The sequence below is a fragment of the Deltaproteobacteria bacterium genome (assembly GCA_009692615.1).
In the GTDB taxonomy this organism is placed as follows: Bacteria; Desulfobacterota; Binatia; order UBA9968; family UBA9968; genus DP-20.
In genome coordinates this window covers 1-18,175 of the sequence record SHYW01000106.1, presented here as the reverse complement: position 1 = coordinate 18,175, position 18,175 = coordinate 1, and the positions used below count along the sequence as shown (strand labels likewise).

The following is an 18,175-nucleotide window of genomic DNA, read 5'->3' as shown; positions in this document are numbered from 1 at the left end:
GCTTGCTCTGCTTTTTCTTTCTCGCCCACGCCAAACTCGCAAACGTTGTCTGCTCCCCCACGCTCTTTCCTCCCGCCTCACCTTGTCGGTCTTTCTGCTCTTCGTTATTAGACGACTTGCTAGATGACTTGTTCAGAGATTCCTTAAGCACTGCCGGCAGTCTGGCACTGACGCGCAACGCGCAGAACGGCCTGCTCACCGGCAGCACTTTGGGCAATGTCACCGATAGTCACAGCTACAACACTTTGGCTGAGTACGGCGCCTACACCGCACGTTACAATGCAACGGCGATCTACAACGCCGCGTATACTCGCGATGCGCTGGGCCGGACCACGCAAATGACTGAAACCATCGGCGGCGTCAGCGCCAGCTACGGCTACAGTTACGATAGCGCCGGGCGTCTGAGCGCCGTTAGCAAAGACGCAGTGCCAGTGAGTAGCTACAGTTATGATCTTAACGGCAACCGCACCTCGCGCACCGGGCCAGCGTTGAGCGCGAGCTTTGACGCGCAGGACCGGCTCACCAACTACGGCGGCACGACATACAGCTACACTGCCAACGGTGAACTACTCGGCAAGGTCAACGGCGTACAGACCACCGCCTATGAATATGACGCGCTCGGCAATTTGCTGAAGGTCACGCTGCCCAGCGGCACCGTCATCGACTACCTGATCGATGGCCGCAATCGACGTATCGGCAAGAAGGTCAACGGGGTGTTAACGCAAGGCTTCTTGTATCAAGGGACGCTGCGACCGATTGCCGAACTCAATGGCAGCAATGCGGTAGTCAGCCGCTTCGTCTATGCCACGCGCGTGAATGTGCCGGATTACCTAATCAAAGGCGGCGTCACATACCGCATCATCACCGATCGACTCGGCAGCCCGCGGTTGGTGGTGGATGTCGCGACCGGCACTATCGCCCAACGCATCGACTACGACGAGTTTGGCCAAGTGCTGAACGATACCAATCCCGGTTTCCAGCCGTTCGGCTTTGCGGGCGGGCTGTATGACAAGGATACCAAGCTGGTGCGCTTTGGGGCGCGGGATTACGACGCGGAGGCGGGAAGGTGGACGGCGAAGGATCCGATACGTATTCGCGTTGGTGATTCAAACTTGTATGCATATGCACTCAACGATCCGGTCAACCGGCGCGACGCAGATGGCAAGCTTCCCGATCTTTTCGAGAAGATTATTAAATGGGGAAAGGACAAAATTGAGGCCAAGGGAAATGAGGGATTATGTGTTGATGGTGTCTGCTTGGGTAAGGACGGCAAGCCCCAAATCTCGGCGTCCGCTGACTTGACCGTTGAAGCTGACGGACAGCAAATCGCAAAGGTCGAAGGCGAAGCGTGCGTCGGCGTCACCCCATATGCATCGCCTTTTGCGCCGCTTTTCAACTTCCATCTGACGTTAAAGGTGAAACTTCTTAAGTTCCTGAATGTAGATGTCGTTGATGTCAGTGGTGACTTTGGCCACTTCGTGGATTTCGCTTCGACAGCCCGTATCGAGGCGGGCCGCGCCAACGGCGTCAGCCAGAACGGCTACGGCCAGGATTTTTAGGAAGGGAAATCGGGTCGCCCATTAGGACTTCAATCCCGTGTCGCGCGGCCCGCGGATGCGCTCAACGTGCGCTTAGCTATTCACCCCGCGTGGAAAAGAATTGGGGTCAGGCTCGCCAATCACTACAATCTTGAAAACGAAACATCGAAACGGAAAACGGGTTGGCTTTGATTATTTGATTTCAATCCGCTTCACGTTTTAAGGGCACGGCAACCAAATTCCGCGAACACGATACGGGTGATGCCGTAGAATTAGAGTTGGAGGAATCGACGGACGCGAATTATAGGAACGTCTGCAAATTGTCGGATGTCGAGCAGGTGGTGATCTCCTGAGACGATCACTTCGGCACTTCCGTCGACCGCCAACGCTAAGAACATATTGTCAGTGAGATCAGCTTGGATGCTGCGACCTTAGTAGTGACTTCAACGGTTTCACTTATTTGTAACAGGTCTTCGACGATGGGATGAATCTCTTCTGGAGAAAGGCCGAACTTACGGTAGGCGAGTACCCGAATCAGTTCGGCAACTGTGTCTTTGGAGACCAGCAGAGTCCATTCTTTGTGGCGAACTTTTTCAATCGCCTGACGCGGTAGACCTTTCCAAAGATAACCAGAAATGAGGATGTTGGTATCGAGGACTACCCGCCTAGCCACGACTGGCCCGGCTTTGGTGGATGATTTCCTCGATTTGCTTCATTGAGTAACGAGGTATCCGCTTGCTTCGCACGACCGCCGCCGTGTAATCGTAAATACTCTCACCACTTTTCTTGTTCGTGCGAGCCTCTGCGGCAGTAACTACTACGTCAATCTCGCTTCCCGCCGGAAACGGTAGATTGGTAATTTCCGCTCGACGCCCTCTCTGCACTTTGACTCGCTTTCCGATCGGTTGTGAGACTTTAGCGTTTTGCATGAGGAGAATCTTACCTGATCTAGAGATTTCGGACAATGCCGACAGGTTTCCAGCATGTAGTCTGGATGAAGTGAAACGTAATCCATGAAAGCCTCCCGGATTTTGCTCGCGCTTCATCCGGGCTACGGAACTTGGATTTGCGGCTGGTGGCTAATCGGTGGCAACGGCTGGGCGCATGTGCTATGAAAATTCGATATTTAAGTGTCATTGGGAAAGGAACTGTTAGCGCGCATGGATAATTTGGACCCGGAAAAATTGGAATTGCACGACGGACATGACGACGAGTTTGACGAGGGCGACGAAGGGGCGATGGATGAAAACCATCCGATGTGGCGCTCGGAGCGGATTACGCTCAACTCCGTCGGTATCGACATCGGTTCTTCGACTTCGCACTTAATTTTTTCCCGCTTGACGTTGCGCCGCCAGGGCGTGGCTTTGTCGAGCCGATTTGTCGTCGTCAACCGCGAGATTCTCCATGAATCGCCGATTCTCTTGACGCCTTACATCGATAAGACCACCATCGATACCAACAAGCTTGGCGACTTTATCCACGAAGCGTACCGCAACGCGCAGTTGACGCCGGAAGACATCGACACCGGCGCGATCATCGTCACCGGCGAAGCGGTGAAGAAGAAAAACGCCGAAGCGATCTCGGCGCTGTTTTCAGCTGAGGCGGGGAAATTTATCTGCGCCACCGCGGGCCACAATTTAGAATCGATCTTGGCCGCCTACGGTTCCGGCGCGGTGCACATGACCTATCATGAAGGCGGCGATTTCACCGTGATGAACGTCGATGTCGGCGGCGGCACCAGCAAGGTCGCCATCGTCAAAGGCGGCAAGGTGGTCGACACCTGCGCCGTCGAAGTCGGCGCCCGGCTGATCGCCATGGATGAGAACGGCGTGATCAACCGGCTCGAAGACACGGCGCTGAAGTTCGCCAAGATGGCGGGCATCGAAGGACTCAAGCTTGGCGGCACTATCACCGATGAGCAGAAAGATAAGTTCTCTCAAGCGCTGTGCAATTCGCTTTTTGAAGTGCTGGAGCGCGGCAAATTGTCGCCGGAGGTAGAGAATCTTTTACTTACGCCCAACCTCGATTTCAGCGATCCGGTCCACGCGGTGATGTTTTCCGGCGGCGTATCCGAATTCATTTACGGCTACGAGAAGCGCAATCTCGGCGATCTTGGCGCGCAGTTCGGCAAAAAAGTCCGCGCCCGCGCCAATCAGCTGGGCGGCGGCAAGATTCCGCTGCGGCCGGCCGAAGTGCGCATCCGTGCCACGGTCATCGGCGCGTCGCAATACACCGTTCAGGTGAGCGGCAATACGATTTATCTTTCCCATCCGGAACTGCTGCCGCTGCGCAACTTGCAGGTGGTCACGCCGCAGTTCGAGCAGGTCGAGACCATCAGCGCGGCGGATGTCAAAGGCGCCGTGGAGCGCGCGTTGGCGCGCTTCGACGCCGACGATATCGACCGGGCGGTGGCTTTGGCGATTCGTTGGGAACTTGGGCCGTCCTATCCGTTGATTCGTACCTTGGCCGAAGGTTTGGTAAGCGCCATGAAAGGCCATATCGACAACGGTCAGCCGCTGGTGTTGGTGTTCGACGCCGACATCGCCAAGCTGATGGGCAATATCATCGAGCGCGAACTGATTCCCGGCGCGGGAATTATTTCCATCGACGGCATCGATCTCAAAGATTTCGACTTCGTCGACATCGGCCAGGAACTGCCCGACGCCAAGGCGGTGCCGGTGGTGATCAAGTCGCTGATTTTCCGCAGCACCGAACATGGGCGCGGTCATCATCAGAGTCATTGACGAGGGTTGAGAGAAAAGCTTTGAACTCTGAGTGCGGAACGGTCGCGCTATTTCGTTGACATTAAATCGGCTTTTTAATACTTTCGAGATAATCTCTTGCTGATAGGTGCTTAAAAAATATGGAAGAACCGAGCGGACTGCAAAATTTCCTCGAAATCGTCACCAAGCCGGACAATATTCCGATTGTCGCGATGCTCATTTTGGTCATCTTCTTCACTTGGCTGGGGATGCGCGAAGCGTTCAGGAATGACAAGCTCATTGAAGAAGGCAAAGAAGACCAGATTCCCAACGAAATGTGGAAATAGATGGTGCGGACGAGGCTGGCGGTTATCACCGTCGCCGTCGCGATCTTGTTGTGGGGCGGAACTGCTTTTAGCGGCGAGTCCGGTTCTTCGCTAGCGAACGATACGAGGTGGCAGCAGGCGCGTAAGGAGCTGGCCCAAGGCAAAGCCGGCGAGGCCAAAGCGGTCTTCGAGGAATTGCTCAAACAGTATCCCAACGAAGCCGACTTGCAGCTGTTTCTCGGCATCTCGCTGCTTCGTTTGCGCGATCCTGAGAGAGCGGTCGCGGCGATCAAAAAGGCGCTTGCCATCGACGCCAATCATGTCGAGGCGCACACGCTGCTCGGTTACGTCGAGCTGGAAGTGCGCGGCGATGTCAATGCGGCGCTGCGCGAGTATCGCAGAGTCATCGAGCTCAAACCCGATCGCGCCGAGGCTTACGCCAATTTAGCGGCGGCGCAAAAACGCCAAGGCGATCTCGAACCGGCGGTTGCCAGTTTGAATAAAGCGCTCGAGTTGAAACCGGCGTTCGCCCTGGCGTTGACGACCCGCGGCGGCATTTTCGCCGAGCAGTATAAATGGACCGAAGCGCGGCGCGATTTCGACCAGGCGCTCAAGCTCAACCCCGGCGACGACGGCGCCCTTTATGGATTGTCGCAAGCGCTCCGCGAAGCGAAAGATTACGCCGGCGCCCAGCAGGCGTTGAGCGAGCTGATCGCCCGCTCGCCCAATTTTGTCTATTGGCTCGAATGGGGTAGAATCGGCATGATCCGTTACTGGTGGGTGCTATTGACCATCGCGGTGCTTTGGGGTTTGAAGTCTAAGTTCATGAAAGCAAGGACGGAAGTAAATGGCTGAAGCGAAGAAACGCAAAGGTACGGCCCTGTTGGCCGTCATGAATGAAAACTGTTCGAGCTGCGCCGGTTCACCGATCTGCGAGCTGCATTGTCCAGTCGAGAACTGCATCAATCTACTCTACGAAGAAACCCCTGGCGGCGGACTGAAACCCTACCGCGTCTGGGTCGATAACGACAAATGCATCGGCTGCCAAATGTGTTACAGCGACGATTTGACTAAGATCCATCGTCATAAAGAAACTGGCGAAATATTTCGCGAGTATGCGGGCCGATACTACGATAGTTCGAAAAAACCGCTCGAAACCGAACAGCTACCCAAGAAATTTGAGCTGGAGCTGGTCGGCACCGAATCCGAGGACCGTCTCGACAAGAAGATCTGCCCCTGGGACGCGATCAAGATGTACGAGTTCGACCAAGGTCTCGAAGTCGCCGAATATTTCTACGACATCACCAAGATCAAGGAAGTGAACGGCGTTCACGTTATCGATTCCGCGGAAAAAGCTCGCTTGGAAGACAAACAGGGCGAGCTCTACGAATAGTCTCGGCTAGCAAGGAGCGACAGCATCATGGCGGAAAAAATCGCGATCATGGAAACCGTGCTGCGCGATGCCCATCAGTGCTTGGTGGCGACGCGCATGCGCACCGAGGACATGTTGCCGATCTGCGCCGAGCTCGACGACATCGGCTACTGGTCGCTGGAAGCTTGGGGCGGCGCGACTTTCGACGCGACGCTGCGTTTTCTCAAAGAATGTCCCTGGGAGCGCTTGCGCAAACTGCGCGCGGCGCTGCCCAAGACCCGTCTGCAAATGCTCCTGCGCGGCCAAAACGTGGTGGGCTATAAGAATTATCCCGACGACATCGTCGAAGCCTTCGTTCAACGCGCCGCCGCCAACGGCATAGACGTGTTTCGCATCTTCGACGCCATGAACGACGTACGCAACATGAAGACCTCCATCGACGCCGGCTTGAAAACCGGCAAGTTGGTGGAGGGTACGGTTTGTTACACCATCAGTCCGGTGCATTCGCCGGATTATTTTCTCCGGGTGGCGGAAAAGCTCGCCGAGATGGGCGTGCAGATCATATGCTTGAAAGACATGGGCGGTATCTTGGCCCCCTACGCCGCCTACGAGATCATCAAAAAAATCAAATCGCGCATCAAGCTGCCGCTGCATCTCCATTCCCACTGCACCGCCGGTTTGGCGCAGATGACTTACATGATGGCGATCGAGGCGGGCGCCGATATTCTCGACTGCGCGATCTCGTCGTTTTCTCAAGGGACATCCCAGCCGGCCACCGAGCAAATCGTCGCGGCGCTCCTCGGCACCAACCATGACACCGGATTGAATCTCGGCAAGCTCGCCAAGATCGCCGAATATTTTCAGCGCGTGCGGCCCCATTACGCCGAATTTGAAAGCCCGGTGAACAATCAGATCAAGACCGACGTGCTGATCTCGCAAATTCCCGGCGGTATGCTGTCTAATTTAGTCAACCAATTGCGCCAGCAAAAGGCCGAAGACAAGTTGGAAATGGTGCTTGCGGAAATGCCTCACGTGCGCAAGGATCTTGGCTATCCACCGCTAGTCACCCCGACCAGCCAAATGGTCGGCGCCCAAGCCGCGCTCAACGTCATGACCGGCAAACGCTATTCCGTGGTCAACATGGAAACGCGTAATTACGTTATGGGCCTTTACGGCGAAGCGCCCGGCCAGGTGAGCGACGAGATGAAACAGAAAGTGCTCGGCAAAAAATCGCCGATCACTTGCCGGCCCGCCGATCTGCTCAAGCCGGGTCTCGATCAAGCGCGCCAGGATTCCCTCGGCTTGGCCGAGAGCGAAGAAGATGTGTTGACTTACGCGCTGTTCCCGGAGATCGCCAAGGATTTTTTTCAGTGGCGGAAAAATCATCGGCAGCAGGGTTCCGTGGAAGCCTCTGCCCATTAAATCGCGCATCGTTCCCCGATTATCGCAATCGAAGGTCGCTGCTTTACGCTCGGCAATTGGCAACGCTTTATGCCGTTAATCACCTACAATCAGATCCCGGTGCCGTCGTTCATGTACGGCACGGCGTGGAAAAAAGAGGCGACGGCGCGCTTGGTGGAGTTGGCCGTGGAGTCGGGCTTCACCGCCATCGACACCGCCAATCAGCTGATTCACTACCAAGAGGCACTGGTCGGCGAAGCGTTGCAAGCGTTGGCGATGAAAGGCATCACACGCGAGCGGCTGTTTGTCCAAACCAAGTTTACTTCCGCCGACGGCCAGGATCATCGCACGCCGTACGATGCTTCGGCCGATCTCACCACTCAAGTGCGCCAATCCTTCGCCAGTTCGCTGAGCCATCTCGGCACCGACTATCTCGACTCCTATGTTCTGCACGCGCCGTTTTCCCGGCGCGGGTTGGGCGCGGCGGATTGGCAGGTGTGGGCGGCGATGGAAGAGTTTTATCATGCCGGGAAAACTAAAATGCTCGGCATTAGCAACGTCGGCGCGGCGCAGTTGGCCGAACTCTGCGACAAGGCGAAGGTGCGGCCGATGATGGTGCAGAACCGTTGCTTCGCGGTGCAAGGGTGGGATAAACCGGTGCGCGAAATTTGCCGGGCCCAGGGAATTATTTACCAGGGGTTTTCTCTGCTCACAGCCAATCGCGATGTGTTCGCTGCGCCGGAGCTTCACGCCATCGCCCGGCGTGTCGGCACCGGCCCAGCTCAGGTGATTTTTCGCTTCGCCATGCAGGTCGGCATGCTGCCGCTGACCGGCACCACCAGCGCGCAACATATGCAAGAGGATTTGGCGGCGGAAAAGTTTTCGCTGACGGCGGATGAAGTTGAGTTGATTGAAACGATCGTGCTGTGATTTGAGTTTTCGGATAGTTCACCGCCGAGACAGCCACACCACCACCGGGCGTATACAATACGCCCCTACCTCGGACCAACCCGTTTCTTGAGCGCTGTGATCTCCGCTTCGCTGCGCGGCGTGATGACCGCGACTTTGCGCGTGCGTTCGTAGGGAACGACGATCTTCATCGGTTGACCGGGCTGTTCGAGCAGCGAGATGTGGCGCGATTCGGTGCCGCGGTTGGGTAGATCGAACAGCGTCCACTTGTCGGCGGTGGGATCGTACTTGGCGACTTTGTCGGTGCTCCACAGATGGGTCCAGACATTGTGATCCTTGTCGACAGTGACTTGGTAGGGCTGCTGAGTCTCGGGATTGGGCAGAGGGATCAGCGTGGTTTCTTTGCTGTGGATGTTGATCTTGGCTAGGTTGCCGCCGAAAGAATTGCCGACGTAGACGTAATCGCCATTTTTATCGGTGCCCATGCGGCGCGGCGCCTGGGCCCAGGCGAAGGGCATATTGAAGTCCGGCTGAAAACTGGTGCTCGCATAGAGCTTCTTTTGTTCCTCGTTCAACCTCTCCAAGACGAGTTTTTCCGGCGGTAGTTTGAACTCGCCGCTCTTGCCGGTTTTGATATCGCTGTAGTCGACCAAGTCCTGGGACATCAAGAGCCACCAGCCGTTGCCGACGCGGTCGGCGGCGAGGCCGTAGACCGTCGCGGTGCCGTGGGGATTTTTATAGGTCAGCGATTTAAATTCGCTGAACTTTTCTTCTTTGATGTTGAAACGCAGCGCGCCGTCCGGCGCGGTCACCCAAATGTTGCCGTTCAAGTCGGCATCCAAAGTTCCCGCCGTGCCGGACAGCGGTTCGGGCGGCAGGTAGACGGAAATTTTTTCCGTCTTTGGATCGACTTTCGCCAGCCCGCCGCGGCCGCGCAGGACGTTGGAACGAACGTTGAACCAAAGCATGCCGTTTTCATCGCGGGTGATGCCGTGAGTGCCGGCGGCGATGCCTTTTTGATCTTCGAGTTTAAAATTTTTCATCACGCCGGTTTTGCCGTCGATCCGGCCGATGGTGGTGGCCATGCTGGTGTGCGAATAGGTGATCCAAATGTTGCCGTTGAAATCCATCTGGGCGTCGTGCACGCCGGCGACGTGGTTCATGCCCGAACCGGTGCCGAGCGACCAGTCACTGCCGTCCATCGATAACGTATGGCCGCCCTCCATCGGGTAGTCGTACTCTTTGATCACCACCCGCGCCGCTTCGCCGGCGGGCCGCGGCAGCAGTTTGAACTTCATCGAAGTCTCGCCGGGGCCGCGGGCGCGGGTGAGATAAGCGGCCAATTTTTTTTGGTGAAAGTCGATGTTGGGCGACGCCTTGTGATCGGCGCCTAAGTAGACGCCTTGGACGCTGACATGTTTCATCAAGTCGAGAATTTTATTCCAACCTTCTTCGTCGAAGCGGAATTGCAGCGGATAACTGGCGCTGTGGCAGCCGGTGCAATTTTTCCGCACCTGAGTTTTCATCCGATAGTCTTCCGAGGTCTCGCTCGGCAACGCGGCGAGTAGTTCGTCGCCGGGCAGCTGGCGAATCCAATCCTCTTGGTTCTTGATCGGCTGCATGACGAAGTTGCGCCGGGCGGTTTTGTTTTTCACTTCGACATCGCCGATGGCGCGGTGAAAGGTCAGCGCCTGAGCCCAGACTTTATATTTGCCGTTGGGCAGCGGTGGAAAATAATAGTTGCCCGACTCGTCGCTGTAGACGCTGGTGGTGATGGTCGACTTTTCCGCTTTGGCGGACACCGTCACGCCGGCCATTTTTTCTCCCGCCGCCGAGGCGATCGCGCCGGTGAGCGGCGCGTCGGCGAATGCCGCCGAGTACCACAATACCGCCATCGAGATGGCGATTGGATTGGCAATGAAAAGACGGCGTAAAATTTTCATGGCGATTCTCATAGAGAGATTGTTTGTTGGCCCAGCTATTTCGCCGGCGGCGCGGTCGGCACGTTTTGATTGCCGGGTTCGAGGGTTTTGACGTAGGCGGCGATGGCGCCGATCTGTTCGGGATTGTAAGTGTACTTGAAGCCCGGCATGCGCGCTGTGCCGTTGCTGATGAACATGCGCAGCAGATCTTCCTGGCCGCCGAGATTGAGTCTCGACAGCTCCGGTCCATACATGCCGGAAATCAACGTCGGCCGGGTGTGGCAGACGCCGCAGGATTGCTCGAATAGGCGGCGGCCGAGCTGCTGCTGCGGCGTCTGATGGCTCGCGTGATGGTCGGCGGCGGACAGCGGCGCGCCAGTGAGTAAGAGCAAAACGATCGCGAAGCGAAGATTCATTAACGGATTCCTCGTCGAATAAATTTTCCCGGAGAGTAGCCGCTAAAACGCGCCGCTGTCAACGGTATCGTGAAGAATGCTCGCGCGCGTTTCAACGTCCCGGTTCCATGCCGCTCTGCCGGTACACTTTGGCGGCGTCGGGGGAGGTCATGAAACGTAGCAGCGCGGTGGCTGCTGCCGAATTTTTTGCCTGGGCCGAGACGAAGCCGACCAATGCCGTCGGAGGCGAGATTTCACGCGGTAGCGGGCCGACCACCTCGACGCCGGGCGCGGTGATGATTTCGCTGATGTAGGTCAGGCCATAATCGACTTCGCCCTTGGCGAGCAGTTCCATGGCGCCGCGGCCGGCTTGGGCGATTTTGATTTTTCCTTTCATCGCCTCGGCGATGCCGAGTTTTGCCAGCGTCGCGTTCATGCTCACGCCGGCGCCGGCGGCGTTGGGATAGGCGATGGCTTTGGCGCCGAGCAGCAGCCGTTTTACCGCTTCGGCGCTGGAGATGTCCGGCTTGGGCGCGCCGCTGCGCACGGCGAGGCCGACCGCCACGCTGCGACAAGCGTTTCACTAGAGGCGACGACGTGACTCGAGGCGATGACCGGTTCCAACGGCAGTTGCACGATTGGTACGTCGAACGGTTCGCCGTTGATCACCTGTTGCTTAGTCCCGCCGCCCGAGCCGAAGGTGGCTTTGACTTTGTGGCCCGTGGTTGTTTCAAAGGCTTCGATCAATTCCGTTGCCGCGGCGCGGATGCCGCCCGGTCCGATCAAGGTGATTTCAGCCGCGCGCACGGTATCGAGACTCAAGGGGACGATGATAGCGATGGCTGCGGCTAGTAAAGTAAATTTTTTCATAGGACCCTCGACAAAGTCGGAATTCACCACGAAGTGCACGAAGCACACGAAGGGTTTAAGAAAATTAAGTTTCGAACTTCGTGATCTTCGTGTCCTTCGTGGTGAATAATTATTTGGCTCTTTAGTTGCGGCTTCACCGTGGAGGTCTCTCTGCTCAAGTCGTTGTTCTCATCAGCTTGGCAGCGTTGCCGCCGAGGATGGCGATGCGCTCGGCATTGTTCAAACCCGGCGTCTTGAGCACATGATCGACCGGATCTTTCACCTAGGGCACGGCGTAGTCGGTGCCGATCATGATTTGGCTGGCGCCGTGCTCGTTGACCAGATGACGCAGCGCTTCGCCGGTAAAGACCAAGGAATCGAAATAGAGCTGTTTCAAATACTCACTCGGCTTTTTTTTCAACGTCGGACCTTTGCAATTGTCGGGGAACACGGATCAGCCGTGATCCATGCGCGCGGCGTAGGACGGCAGAAATCCACCGCCGTGGGCGCCGCAGATTTTCACCTTGGGGAAGCGGTCGAGGGTGCCTTCGAAGATTAGGTGGGCGAGCGCGATGGAAGTTTCCAAGGGGTTGCCGATGACACTGCCCAGCGCGCCGCTGCCTTGAACGCGCTTGGCGATACCGGTCGATTGCGGCGCGGTCTGCGGATGGATGAAGATCAGCGCTTGCAGCTCCTCGGTTTTTTTCCAGAACGGATCGAAGCGCGGCGCGGCGATCTCTTCGCCCTCGACGCTGCCGCCGATGGCGGCGCCGTGGCGAAGAACAATATCGCGGTCGTTGCCATGACGAGAATGAAGTAGTGCATCGCAGAATCTCCGTGCATCAAAACCTGGCGTTGACCCATTTGGCGACGTAGTCGAAAAAGTTTTTCACCGTGTTGGAATACTGCCCTGGGGTTTTCTCGCACTCGGTGCAGGGCGTGATGCCGTGGGTGGCGCCTTCGACGGTGATGAAATCTTTGTCGGCGCTCTTGGCGACTTCATAATGAATCTCGTTGTCGCGCACGAAGTAGTGGCCGCTCATGGCGCCGAAGAGCACCGGCACGGAAATCTGTTGCAACGCGCAGATCGTCGAATTGTTGCTCGAGCAGTGATCGAGGCCGTCCAGCGAGTTGGTGGCGCGCACCGCATTGGCGCTCAGGAAGGAGCGCACGGTTAAAAACAATGTGCCGCCGTCGAAGGTCGGGTTTTGCTTGGCGATGTCGGGCACGGCGACGCGCACGCTCTCAATGACGCAGCAGGCGTCAATCGTGCCGTCGTTCTTGAGCAGTTTGCGCGGCGCCGCGGTGCTGTGCAGGATACTCAAGTCGAGTTGAAACAGTTTGCCGGCGTCGCCGCGCGCAATGACAAACGGCGCGTCGTCGTTGGGATAAGCGCTCGCCTCGATGCGGCGCAAACGCTCCTGGGCCAGCGCGATCAAGCGATTCATGCGCTTGGCTTGGCCTTCGAAATAAGCTTTCTTGAATTTCTCCGAATAGCTCGACGGCCCTTTGGGATTGTAGCCGTTCTTGGGATCGAACGGGTCCAGCGCCGGATCGATTTTTACCGGGCGATTGTCGTTCATCACCGCGGCGTCGTTGATCACGGCGGGATTCAAATTGCGCACGCCGGCGATCACCGGATTTCCCGGATGGGCGTCGCGGAAAATGATGCCGTCGGCTTTCGGCAAGTCGGCAAGCTCTTTGCCGCACTTCATCAGTTTCTGCGGCTGCTGACAGTAGGCTATGCCGTTTTCCGCCACCGCTTGATAAAAGCTCATGGTCGGGCCGCCGCCGCTGCCGCCGAGCAGCAAGACTTTGGTGATGCCCGGCTGCTTCTTCAAAACGTTGACACCTGATTTTACGTCGAGGGCCATGGTCTCCCATTTCACCAGCGCTTCATTGTTGTCCGAGCGTGGGTTCAGACACAGCACCATGAAGCCGCGCTTGGCGAGCTCGACGCACGACAAGCTGCCCATGACATTGGAAGTACGATGCACGACTAAAATTCCCACATGCGCCGGCAGCTGAGGTGCATCGGGTTTGTAAAGCGCGGCTTTGACCGCGGCGGGAGAGAATTGGATATAAGTGGGATTGCTCTGCGTTAAACCATCGGTCGGGAGCAGTAGGGTGACGATAAACAGAATCGCAAGTATTGAGCGTGGCATCGGCATTCCTTCGCTGAATGAAATGATTCGGCAGTGGCGATGGAGCTAAGTCAGCCGCCGTTGGCCGCCGACTTAGGGTTATCCTGTTCCGATCTGAACGACAAGAAAAAAACGCGGTGGCAACAAATGGCTGAGGCAGAATGAATTACTTGGGGCTTGTCGATTTCGTGAGATCGGCTTTGAGCCGTTCGAGGGTCGCGTTCAAGCGCGCGATGGTGTGGGCGGTGTAGGGCTTGAGGATGTAATCGTAGATGCCCCTTGAGACGATGCTTTTGATCCAATTGGGATCGGCGATGGCGCGTCTTAGTTGGCAAATATTTGATACCGAACCACCTACATACAAGCGAAACGATGCCGTTTGAGCGCGCGGCAACATGGAATATCAGGAAAAGTTGCGCATAGCTGTAGACAGGGCGCGAGGATTGGGTTATTTGACAGCGAACCCTGTGTCCCGTTATGGCGTACTTTCGTAACTCGTTTTTAGTGACGCTGGTCGGTCTGGTGCTCGGCGCATTTTTGGGCTGGGAGGCCGAGCGCAGCTTGATCGGCGCGCTCTCATCTATGTTCATCGTCGCGGTGCTGGCGACCCTCGAGGTTTCGCTCTCCTTCGACAATGCGGTGGTGAACGCCAGCGTTTTGAAAACCATGACGCCGCTGTGGCGCCAGCGCTTCATCACCTGGGGCATCGCCATCGCGGTGTTCGGCATGCGGATCGTGTTTCCGCTGATCATCGTCGCGATCATCGCGCGCATCGATCCGCTCTCGGCGCTGGTGATGGCGGCGTCGCACCCCGACGAATACTCGCGCGTGCTCACCAGCGCCCATGTGACGGTGTCGGCCTTCGGCGGCGCGTTTCTAGCGATGGTCGGCCTGAGACATTTTTTCAATCAGGAAAAAGAACTGCACTGGATCGCCGTCATCGAACGGCCGCTGACGCGCCTCGGACGCATCGAGGCGGTGGAACTGGGGCTGGTGTTGCTCGTGCTCTACTTCATTTCGACCCACATGGCGGGGCAGGAGCAAGTCGAGTTTCTCGTCGCCGGACTGTTCGGCTTGGTGACTTACATCGCCGTGGACGGCGTCTCGGCGCTGCTCAACGTCGAAGCCGCAGTGACTCAAGGAGTCGCCAAGAGCGGCTTAGCATCGTTTCTCTATCTCGAAGTGCTCGACGCCAGTTTCAGCTTCGACGGTGTGATCGGCGCCTTCGCGTTATCGAACAACATGTTCGTTATCGCCATCGGTCTGGGCATCGGCGCCATGTTCGTGCGCAGCCTGACGATCATGTTGGTCGAGCAAGAAACGCTCACGTCCTATCGCTACCTGGAGCACGGCGCGTTCTACGCGATCATCGCCTTGGCGGTGATGATGTTTGTCAACGCGGTCGTCCACGTGCCGGAGATCGTGACCGGATTGATCGGCGGCGCTTTTATCATCGCGTCCTTTCTCGATTCGCTGCGCTACAATCGCCGGGCACGGGGTACGTGAGCCGATCGTCAAATCACGCGCGATTTATTTTTTGCCTGAGGAGCTGTCATGAGCAACCTGGATCTCTCGCGATTTTCTTTGCAAGGACGAACCGCGATTATCACCGGCGGCAGCGGCGGAATTGGCAGAGCCTGCGCGGTCGCATTTGCCAAGGCTGGCGCGAACATCGTCATCGCGTCGCTGCCGCCGGACTCGATCCCGCCGGTGGTGCAGGAAGTTGAAGCGCTTGGGGTCAAGGCATTTGGCTTGGCGGTGGATGTTTCCGACGAGGCGCAGGTAAAAACGTTGGTCGAGCAAACCCTGGAGAAATTTAGCCGCGTCGATGTTTTGGTCAACGTCGCCGGCGGCTCCTACAGCCGCAATCCATTCATGCCGGCCTTCAATCGCGCGCCGTTGTTAGAACTGACGCCGGAAGATTTCATGAAAGCTTACGAGGTCAACACCAAAAGCGCGTTTCTCTGCGCCAAAGCTGTCGCGCCGGCGATGAAGTCAGCGGGCAAAGGCAGCATCGTCAACATCGGTTCGATCTCCGGCCGCGGCACGAAAAAAGAACGCGCCGACATGGCGGCCTATGGCACGGCGAAGGCGGCGGTGATGAACCTGACGATTCACATGGCGCAACATTGGGGACCGGAGATTCGCGTCAACGCGATTGCGCCCGGCATCATCGACACGCCGCGGCCGGCGGGAACCAATCGCCAAGAGATGTTTGGCGACGCGATCAAAAAGATTTCACTGGGGCGCGCCGGCACGGCGGATGAAGTCGCCAGCGTTGCGCTGTTTCTCGCTTCCGAAGCCTCGAGCTTCGTCAGTGGCGCGATTATCGACGTCAACGGCGGGGAGTAGCGAGTGCGAGATCGCCCAATTCTCAATTCCTCGCTGCTGTTCAAGTCTCTCTTGCCGAAATCGACCTGGAGCTAGAGTCTGTCGAATCTCCTAGCGATACTGCGATTCAATCTGTCGAGTCACCGCGACTTGTGGGCGTGTCTCGATGCGCCGTGCGACCATCCGATTGCGCTGCCGAGGACCGAGCCGATGACACTTTTTAACTAGCGAGTCGGCCTGATTGTTTCGAAGCGATGGGAAGAAATCTATTTGACGTCGCACTTTCGTTTCGGCTAATTTCCGAACTGCAATTGACTGATGGGAGGAATTCACTATGGCTGCTGTGAACAAAATCGATGTGCCGAGCGAACATTGGGATAAGCTATTCGCGCCCAGCGCCTGTCTGGTCACGATTACGACAGCGGACAACGACGGCCGGGTCAACGCAGCGTCCTACGGCACTTGCGTGCGAGTGTGCCATGACCCGGTGTACCTCTCGTTCACCACTGCGGAAGGCAAAGATACTTACAATAATATTCTCGCCAACGGCGAATTCGTCGTCAACGTGCCGTCGCACGACCGCGAGATCCTTGAAAAGGTACGGGTCTGCGGTCTTGAATTCCCTCCTGGGGTCAACGAACTGGAAAAAGCCGGGCTGACAGCGCTGGCATCCAAGGCGGTCAAGCCGCCGCGCATCGCCGACTTCAAAAGTCATTTCGAATGCAAAGTCGAGTGGACCAAGCAGTGGCTGCACCGTCTCATGGTCTGCGGTAAAGTCGTCGCCGCTTCGGCGGACGAGGACTGCATCGAAGCCAGCGGCAAAATTATCTGGGACAAACTGAAACCGGCGCATTACTGCGGCAACGCTTACAAGAACGGCTTCGTCGCATCGTACCAGCCCATGTGGATCGATATGGTTTACAACGAACCGATACCGCCGCGAACTTTTCCGAAGTAAGGGGTAAGGAGTGAGGGGTAAGGGGTTTCGGAAATCGGAGTGGTGAAGAATGAATCAGCGAGTTCGCAAAGATAGCGTGAAAAATCTCGACCGCGACATGGCCGGGAAAAATCTTTCCGGCTACTGGCGGCTCGGTATGGAAGGGCTGCCGGATCATCCGGTGACTTCGGTCGAACCTTGTTTGTGGAAGTGGGCCGATGTTTACGAAAGTCTGGTGCGCGCCGGTGAAGTGATCAGTCTGGAGAACAGCGAGCGGCGCGTCGTGCGCTTGGTCAATCCGGGTCTCGATAAGAAAAATGGTTTCGCCACGCACACGATCCAAGTCTCGTTCCAATACGTCAAGCCCGGCGAAAACGCGCGCGCGCACCGCCACACGCCGGCGGCGCTGCGTTTCGTGATTCAGGGCAACGGCGCTTACACGACGGTGAACGGCCAGCAATGCGTGATGGAGCCTGGCGACTTAATTCTTACGCCGAAGCTCACTTGGCACGATCACTCCAACGATTCGACCGAGCCGATGCTTTGGCTCGACGGTTTGGATTTTCCGTTGGTCACGGCGCTGCAGCAAGTGATGCAAGAGCGCTATACTGAGCGCCGCCAAGCGATCGAGATGAGTAGCGCGGATGTACAAAATAATCGTGACGGCCAATCGCGCGCTGATTTCTTTCACTACAAATGGCGCGCCACCGAGCCTGCGCTGCGCGCATTGACGAAAGTGCCGGCGAATCGCGATCGCTTCGATGGTTATTTGCTTGAGTATCGCAATCCGGTGACCGGCGGGCCGACGATGACGACAATCCAATGCGCGCTGCAACTGCTTCCAGCGAAAGAAGAAACGGCAACCCACCGCCACACCAGTACCGCGATGTATCATGTGTTCCGCGGCCGCGGCACGACGCAGATCGGCGAGCAGCAATTCGAATGGCAGCAGGGCGACACCTTCGTCGTGCCGCTCTGGTATCCGCACCGGCACGTCATTTCATCATCCGACGAAGCGATTCTCTTTACCATGAGCGATGCACCGACGCTGCGCGCGCTGGAACTGTACCGCGAGGAGACGCGGGCGTAACTTCGCGCGCATTTCACATGGCAAATTTCAGATTTCAAATATTATTCGTGATTGTTTTGCTGGGTCTTTTAGCGCCGACACTGGCGTTGCCACTTGACGAAGTGCTGATTTCGTACGCCGGTCCGAGCATCACGTTCTTGCCCGCCGAGGTGGCGCGCCAACGGGGTTTCTTTCGCGAGCAGAATCTCGACGTCAAACTGCTCCTCACGCGCACCGAGGTCGATCGCGCCGCGCTGGCCAGCGGCAGCATCAATTACTC

General features: G+C 57.1%; 20 protein-coding genes. 12 read left to right on the top strand and 8 right to left on the bottom strand.

What is annotated here, in order from left to right; all coding sequences use genetic code 11:
- A partial coding sequence (locus tag EXR70_20420) for a hypothetical protein (protein ID MSP40859.1) occupies positions 1-1,559 on the top strand: 1,559 nt, incomplete at its 5' end.
- A 367-nt stretch (positions 1,560-1,926) separates the two neighbouring features.
- On the opposite strand, the gene EXR70_20415 is transcribed toward EXR70_20420, so the two are convergent.
- Positions 1,927-2,211 (bottom strand): putative toxin-antitoxin system toxin component, PIN family, encoded by a 285-nt coding sequence (locus tag EXR70_20415; GenBank protein MSP40858.1) that lies wholly within the window; start codon positions 2,209-2,211, stop codon positions 1,927-1,929.
- A gap of 457 nt (positions 2,212-2,668) precedes the next feature.
- Between EXR70_20415 and EXR70_20410 the strand changes: the two genes are divergently transcribed.
- The 6 genes from EXR70_20410 (at position 2,669) to EXR70_20385 (ending at position 8,269) form a co-directional block, all read left to right on the top strand.
- Complete coding sequence (locus tag EXR70_20410) at positions 2,669-4,282, top strand: hypothetical protein (protein MSP40857.1); 1,614 nt, start codon at positions 2,669-2,671, stop codon at positions 4,280-4,282.
- Positions 4,283-4,401: 119 nt separating this feature from the next.
- Positions 4,402-4,587 (top strand): hypothetical protein, encoded by a 186-nt coding sequence (locus EXR70_20405; protein ID MSP40856.1) that lies wholly within the window; start codon positions 4,402-4,404, stop codon positions 4,585-4,587.
- Positions 4,588-5,421, top strand: coding sequence for a tetratricopeptide repeat protein (locus tag EXR70_20400; GenBank protein MSP40855.1), 834 nt, complete (start codon positions 4,588-4,590; stop codon positions 5,419-5,421).
- Positions 5,414-5,959 (top strand): hypothetical protein, encoded by a 546-nt coding sequence (locus EXR70_20395; protein ID MSP40854.1) that lies wholly within the window; start codon positions 5,414-5,416, stop codon positions 5,957-5,959. The genes EXR70_20400 and EXR70_20395 overlap by 8 nt, the downstream gene beginning before the upstream one ends.
- 27 nt (positions 5,960-5,986) lie before the next feature.
- Positions 5,987-7,360, top strand: coding sequence for a pyruvate carboxylase subunit B (locus EXR70_20390; protein MSP40853.1), 1,374 nt, complete (start codon positions 5,987-5,989; stop codon positions 7,358-7,360).
- 69 nt (positions 7,361-7,429) lie between these two features.
- The gene (locus tag EXR70_20385) at positions 7,430-8,269 is read left to right on the top strand and encodes an aldo/keto reductase (GenBank protein MSP40852.1); all 840 of its coding nucleotides are present in this window, start codon (positions 7,430-7,432) and stop codon (positions 8,267-8,269) included.
- Between the two features lie 65 nt (positions 8,270-8,334).
- Here EXR70_20385 and EXR70_20380 read toward each other — a convergent pair whose 3' ends face one another.
- The 7 genes from EXR70_20380 to EXR70_20350 form a co-directional block, all read right to left on the bottom strand.
- A complete protein-coding gene (locus tag EXR70_20380; GenBank protein ID MSP40851.1) occupies positions 8,335-10,203 on the bottom strand; it encodes a hypothetical protein in 1,869 nt (622 codons plus the stop codon).
- Between the two features lie 23 nt (positions 10,204-10,226).
- Entirely contained in the window at positions 10,227-10,586 is a 360-nt protein-coding gene (locus tag EXR70_20375; GenBank protein MSP40850.1) for a hypothetical protein, read from the bottom strand.
- A 91-nt stretch (positions 10,587-10,677) separates the two neighbouring features.
- Complete coding sequence (locus tag EXR70_20370) at positions 10,678-11,130, bottom strand: ABC transporter substrate-binding protein (GenBank protein MSP40849.1); 453 nt, start codon at positions 11,128-11,130, stop codon at positions 10,678-10,680.
- The gene (locus EXR70_20365; protein MSP40848.1) at positions 11,064-11,435 is read right to left on the bottom strand and encodes a hypothetical protein; all 372 of its coding nucleotides are present in this window, start codon (positions 11,433-11,435) and stop codon (positions 11,064-11,066) included. The genes EXR70_20370 and EXR70_20365 overlap by 67 nt, the downstream gene beginning before the upstream one ends.
- Positions 11,436-11,868: 433 nt before the next feature.
- A complete protein-coding gene (locus EXR70_20360; GenBank protein ID MSP40847.1) occupies positions 11,869-12,201 on the bottom strand; it encodes a hypothetical protein in 333 nt (110 codons plus the stop codon).
- 55 nt (positions 12,202-12,256) lie between these two features.
- The gene (locus EXR70_20355; protein MSP40846.1) at positions 12,257-13,579 is read right to left on the bottom strand and encodes a hypothetical protein; all 1,323 of its coding nucleotides are present in this window, start codon (positions 13,577-13,579) and stop codon (positions 12,257-12,259) included.
- A 145-nt stretch (positions 13,580-13,724) separates the two neighbouring features.
- The gene (locus tag EXR70_20350; GenBank protein ID MSP40845.1) at positions 13,725-13,955 is read right to left on the bottom strand and encodes a hypothetical protein; all 231 of its coding nucleotides are present in this window, start codon (positions 13,953-13,955) and stop codon (positions 13,725-13,727) included.
- An 80-nt stretch (positions 13,956-14,035) separates the two neighbouring features.
- Here EXR70_20350 and EXR70_20345 point away from each other — a divergent pair, with 80 nt between their 5' ends.
- From EXR70_20345 to EXR70_20325, 5 genes are all read left to right on the top strand, one after another.
- A complete protein-coding gene (locus EXR70_20345) occupies positions 14,036-15,064 on the top strand; it encodes a DUF475 domain-containing protein (GenBank protein ID MSP40844.1) in 1,029 nt (342 codons plus the stop codon).
- Between the two features lie 48 nt (positions 15,065-15,112).
- On the top strand, positions 15,113-15,910 hold the full coding sequence (locus EXR70_20340) for an SDR family oxidoreductase (protein MSP40843.1): 798 nt from the start codon (positions 15,113-15,115) through the stop codon (positions 15,908-15,910).
- Between the two features lie 313 nt (positions 15,911-16,223).
- Positions 16,224-16,847: a flavin reductase family protein gene (locus EXR70_20335; GenBank protein MSP40842.1), complete on the top strand. Its 624-nt coding sequence runs from the start codon at positions 16,224-16,226 to the stop codon at positions 16,845-16,847.
- A 49-nt stretch (positions 16,848-16,896) separates the two neighbouring features.
- Positions 16,897-17,916, top strand: a complete 1,020-nt coding sequence (locus EXR70_20330; GenBank protein ID MSP40841.1) for a cupin domain-containing protein — start codon at positions 16,897-16,899, stop codon at positions 17,914-17,916.
- 17 nt (positions 17,917-17,933) lie between these two features.
- The coding region (locus EXR70_20325; protein MSP40840.1) for a hypothetical protein at positions 17,934-18,175 on the top strand (242 nt) is incomplete at its 3' end.

Bases quoted from the DNA above. Each gene is read 5' to 3' on its own strand.
- EXR70_20375 (MSP40850.1), bottom strand. From the start codon at position 10,586: ATGAATCTTCGCTTCGCGATCGTTTTGCTCTTACTCACTGGCGCGCCG.
- EXR70_20400 (MSP40855.1), top strand. From the start codon at position 4,588: ATGGTGCGGACGAGGCTGGCGGTTATCACCGTCGCCGTCGCGATCTTG.
- EXR70_20330 (MSP40841.1), top strand. From the start codon at position 16,897: ATGAATCAGCGAGTTCGCAAAGATAGCGTGAAAAATCTCGACCGCGAC.
- EXR70_20335 (MSP40842.1), top strand. From the start codon at position 16,224: ATGGCTGCTGTGAACAAAATCGATGTGCCGAGCGAACATTGGGATAAG.
- EXR70_20365 (MSP40848.1), bottom strand. From the start codon at position 11,435: ATGAAAAAATTTACTTTACTAGCCGCAGCCATCGCTATCATCGTCCCC.
- EXR70_20350 (MSP40845.1), bottom strand. From the start codon at position 13,955: ATGTTGCCGCGCGCTCAAACGGCATCGTTTCGCTTGTATGTAGGTGGT.
- EXR70_20395 (MSP40854.1), top strand. From the start codon at position 5,414: ATGGCTGAAGCGAAGAAACGCAAAGGTACGGCCCTGTTGGCCGTCATG.
- EXR70_20390 (MSP40853.1), top strand. From the start codon at position 5,987: ATGGCGGAAAAAATCGCGATCATGGAAACCGTGCTGCGCGATGCCCAT.
- EXR70_20340 (MSP40843.1), top strand. From the start codon at position 15,113: ATGAGCAACCTGGATCTCTCGCGATTTTCTTTGCAAGGACGAACCGCG.
- EXR70_20380 (MSP40851.1), bottom strand. From the start codon at position 10,203: ATGAGAATCGCCATGAAAATTTTACGCCGTCTTTTCATTGCCAATCCA.
- EXR70_20405 (MSP40856.1), top strand. From the start codon at position 4,402: ATGGAAGAACCGAGCGGACTGCAAAATTTCCTCGAAATCGTCACCAAG.
- EXR70_20385 (MSP40852.1), top strand. From the start codon at position 7,430: ATGCCGTTAATCACCTACAATCAGATCCCGGTGCCGTCGTTCATGTAC.
- EXR70_20345 (MSP40844.1), top strand. From the start codon at position 14,036: ATGGCGTACTTTCGTAACTCGTTTTTAGTGACGCTGGTCGGTCTGGTG.
- EXR70_20355 (MSP40846.1), bottom strand. From the start codon at position 13,579: ATGCCACGCTCAATACTTGCGATTCTGTTTATCGTCACCCTACTGCTC.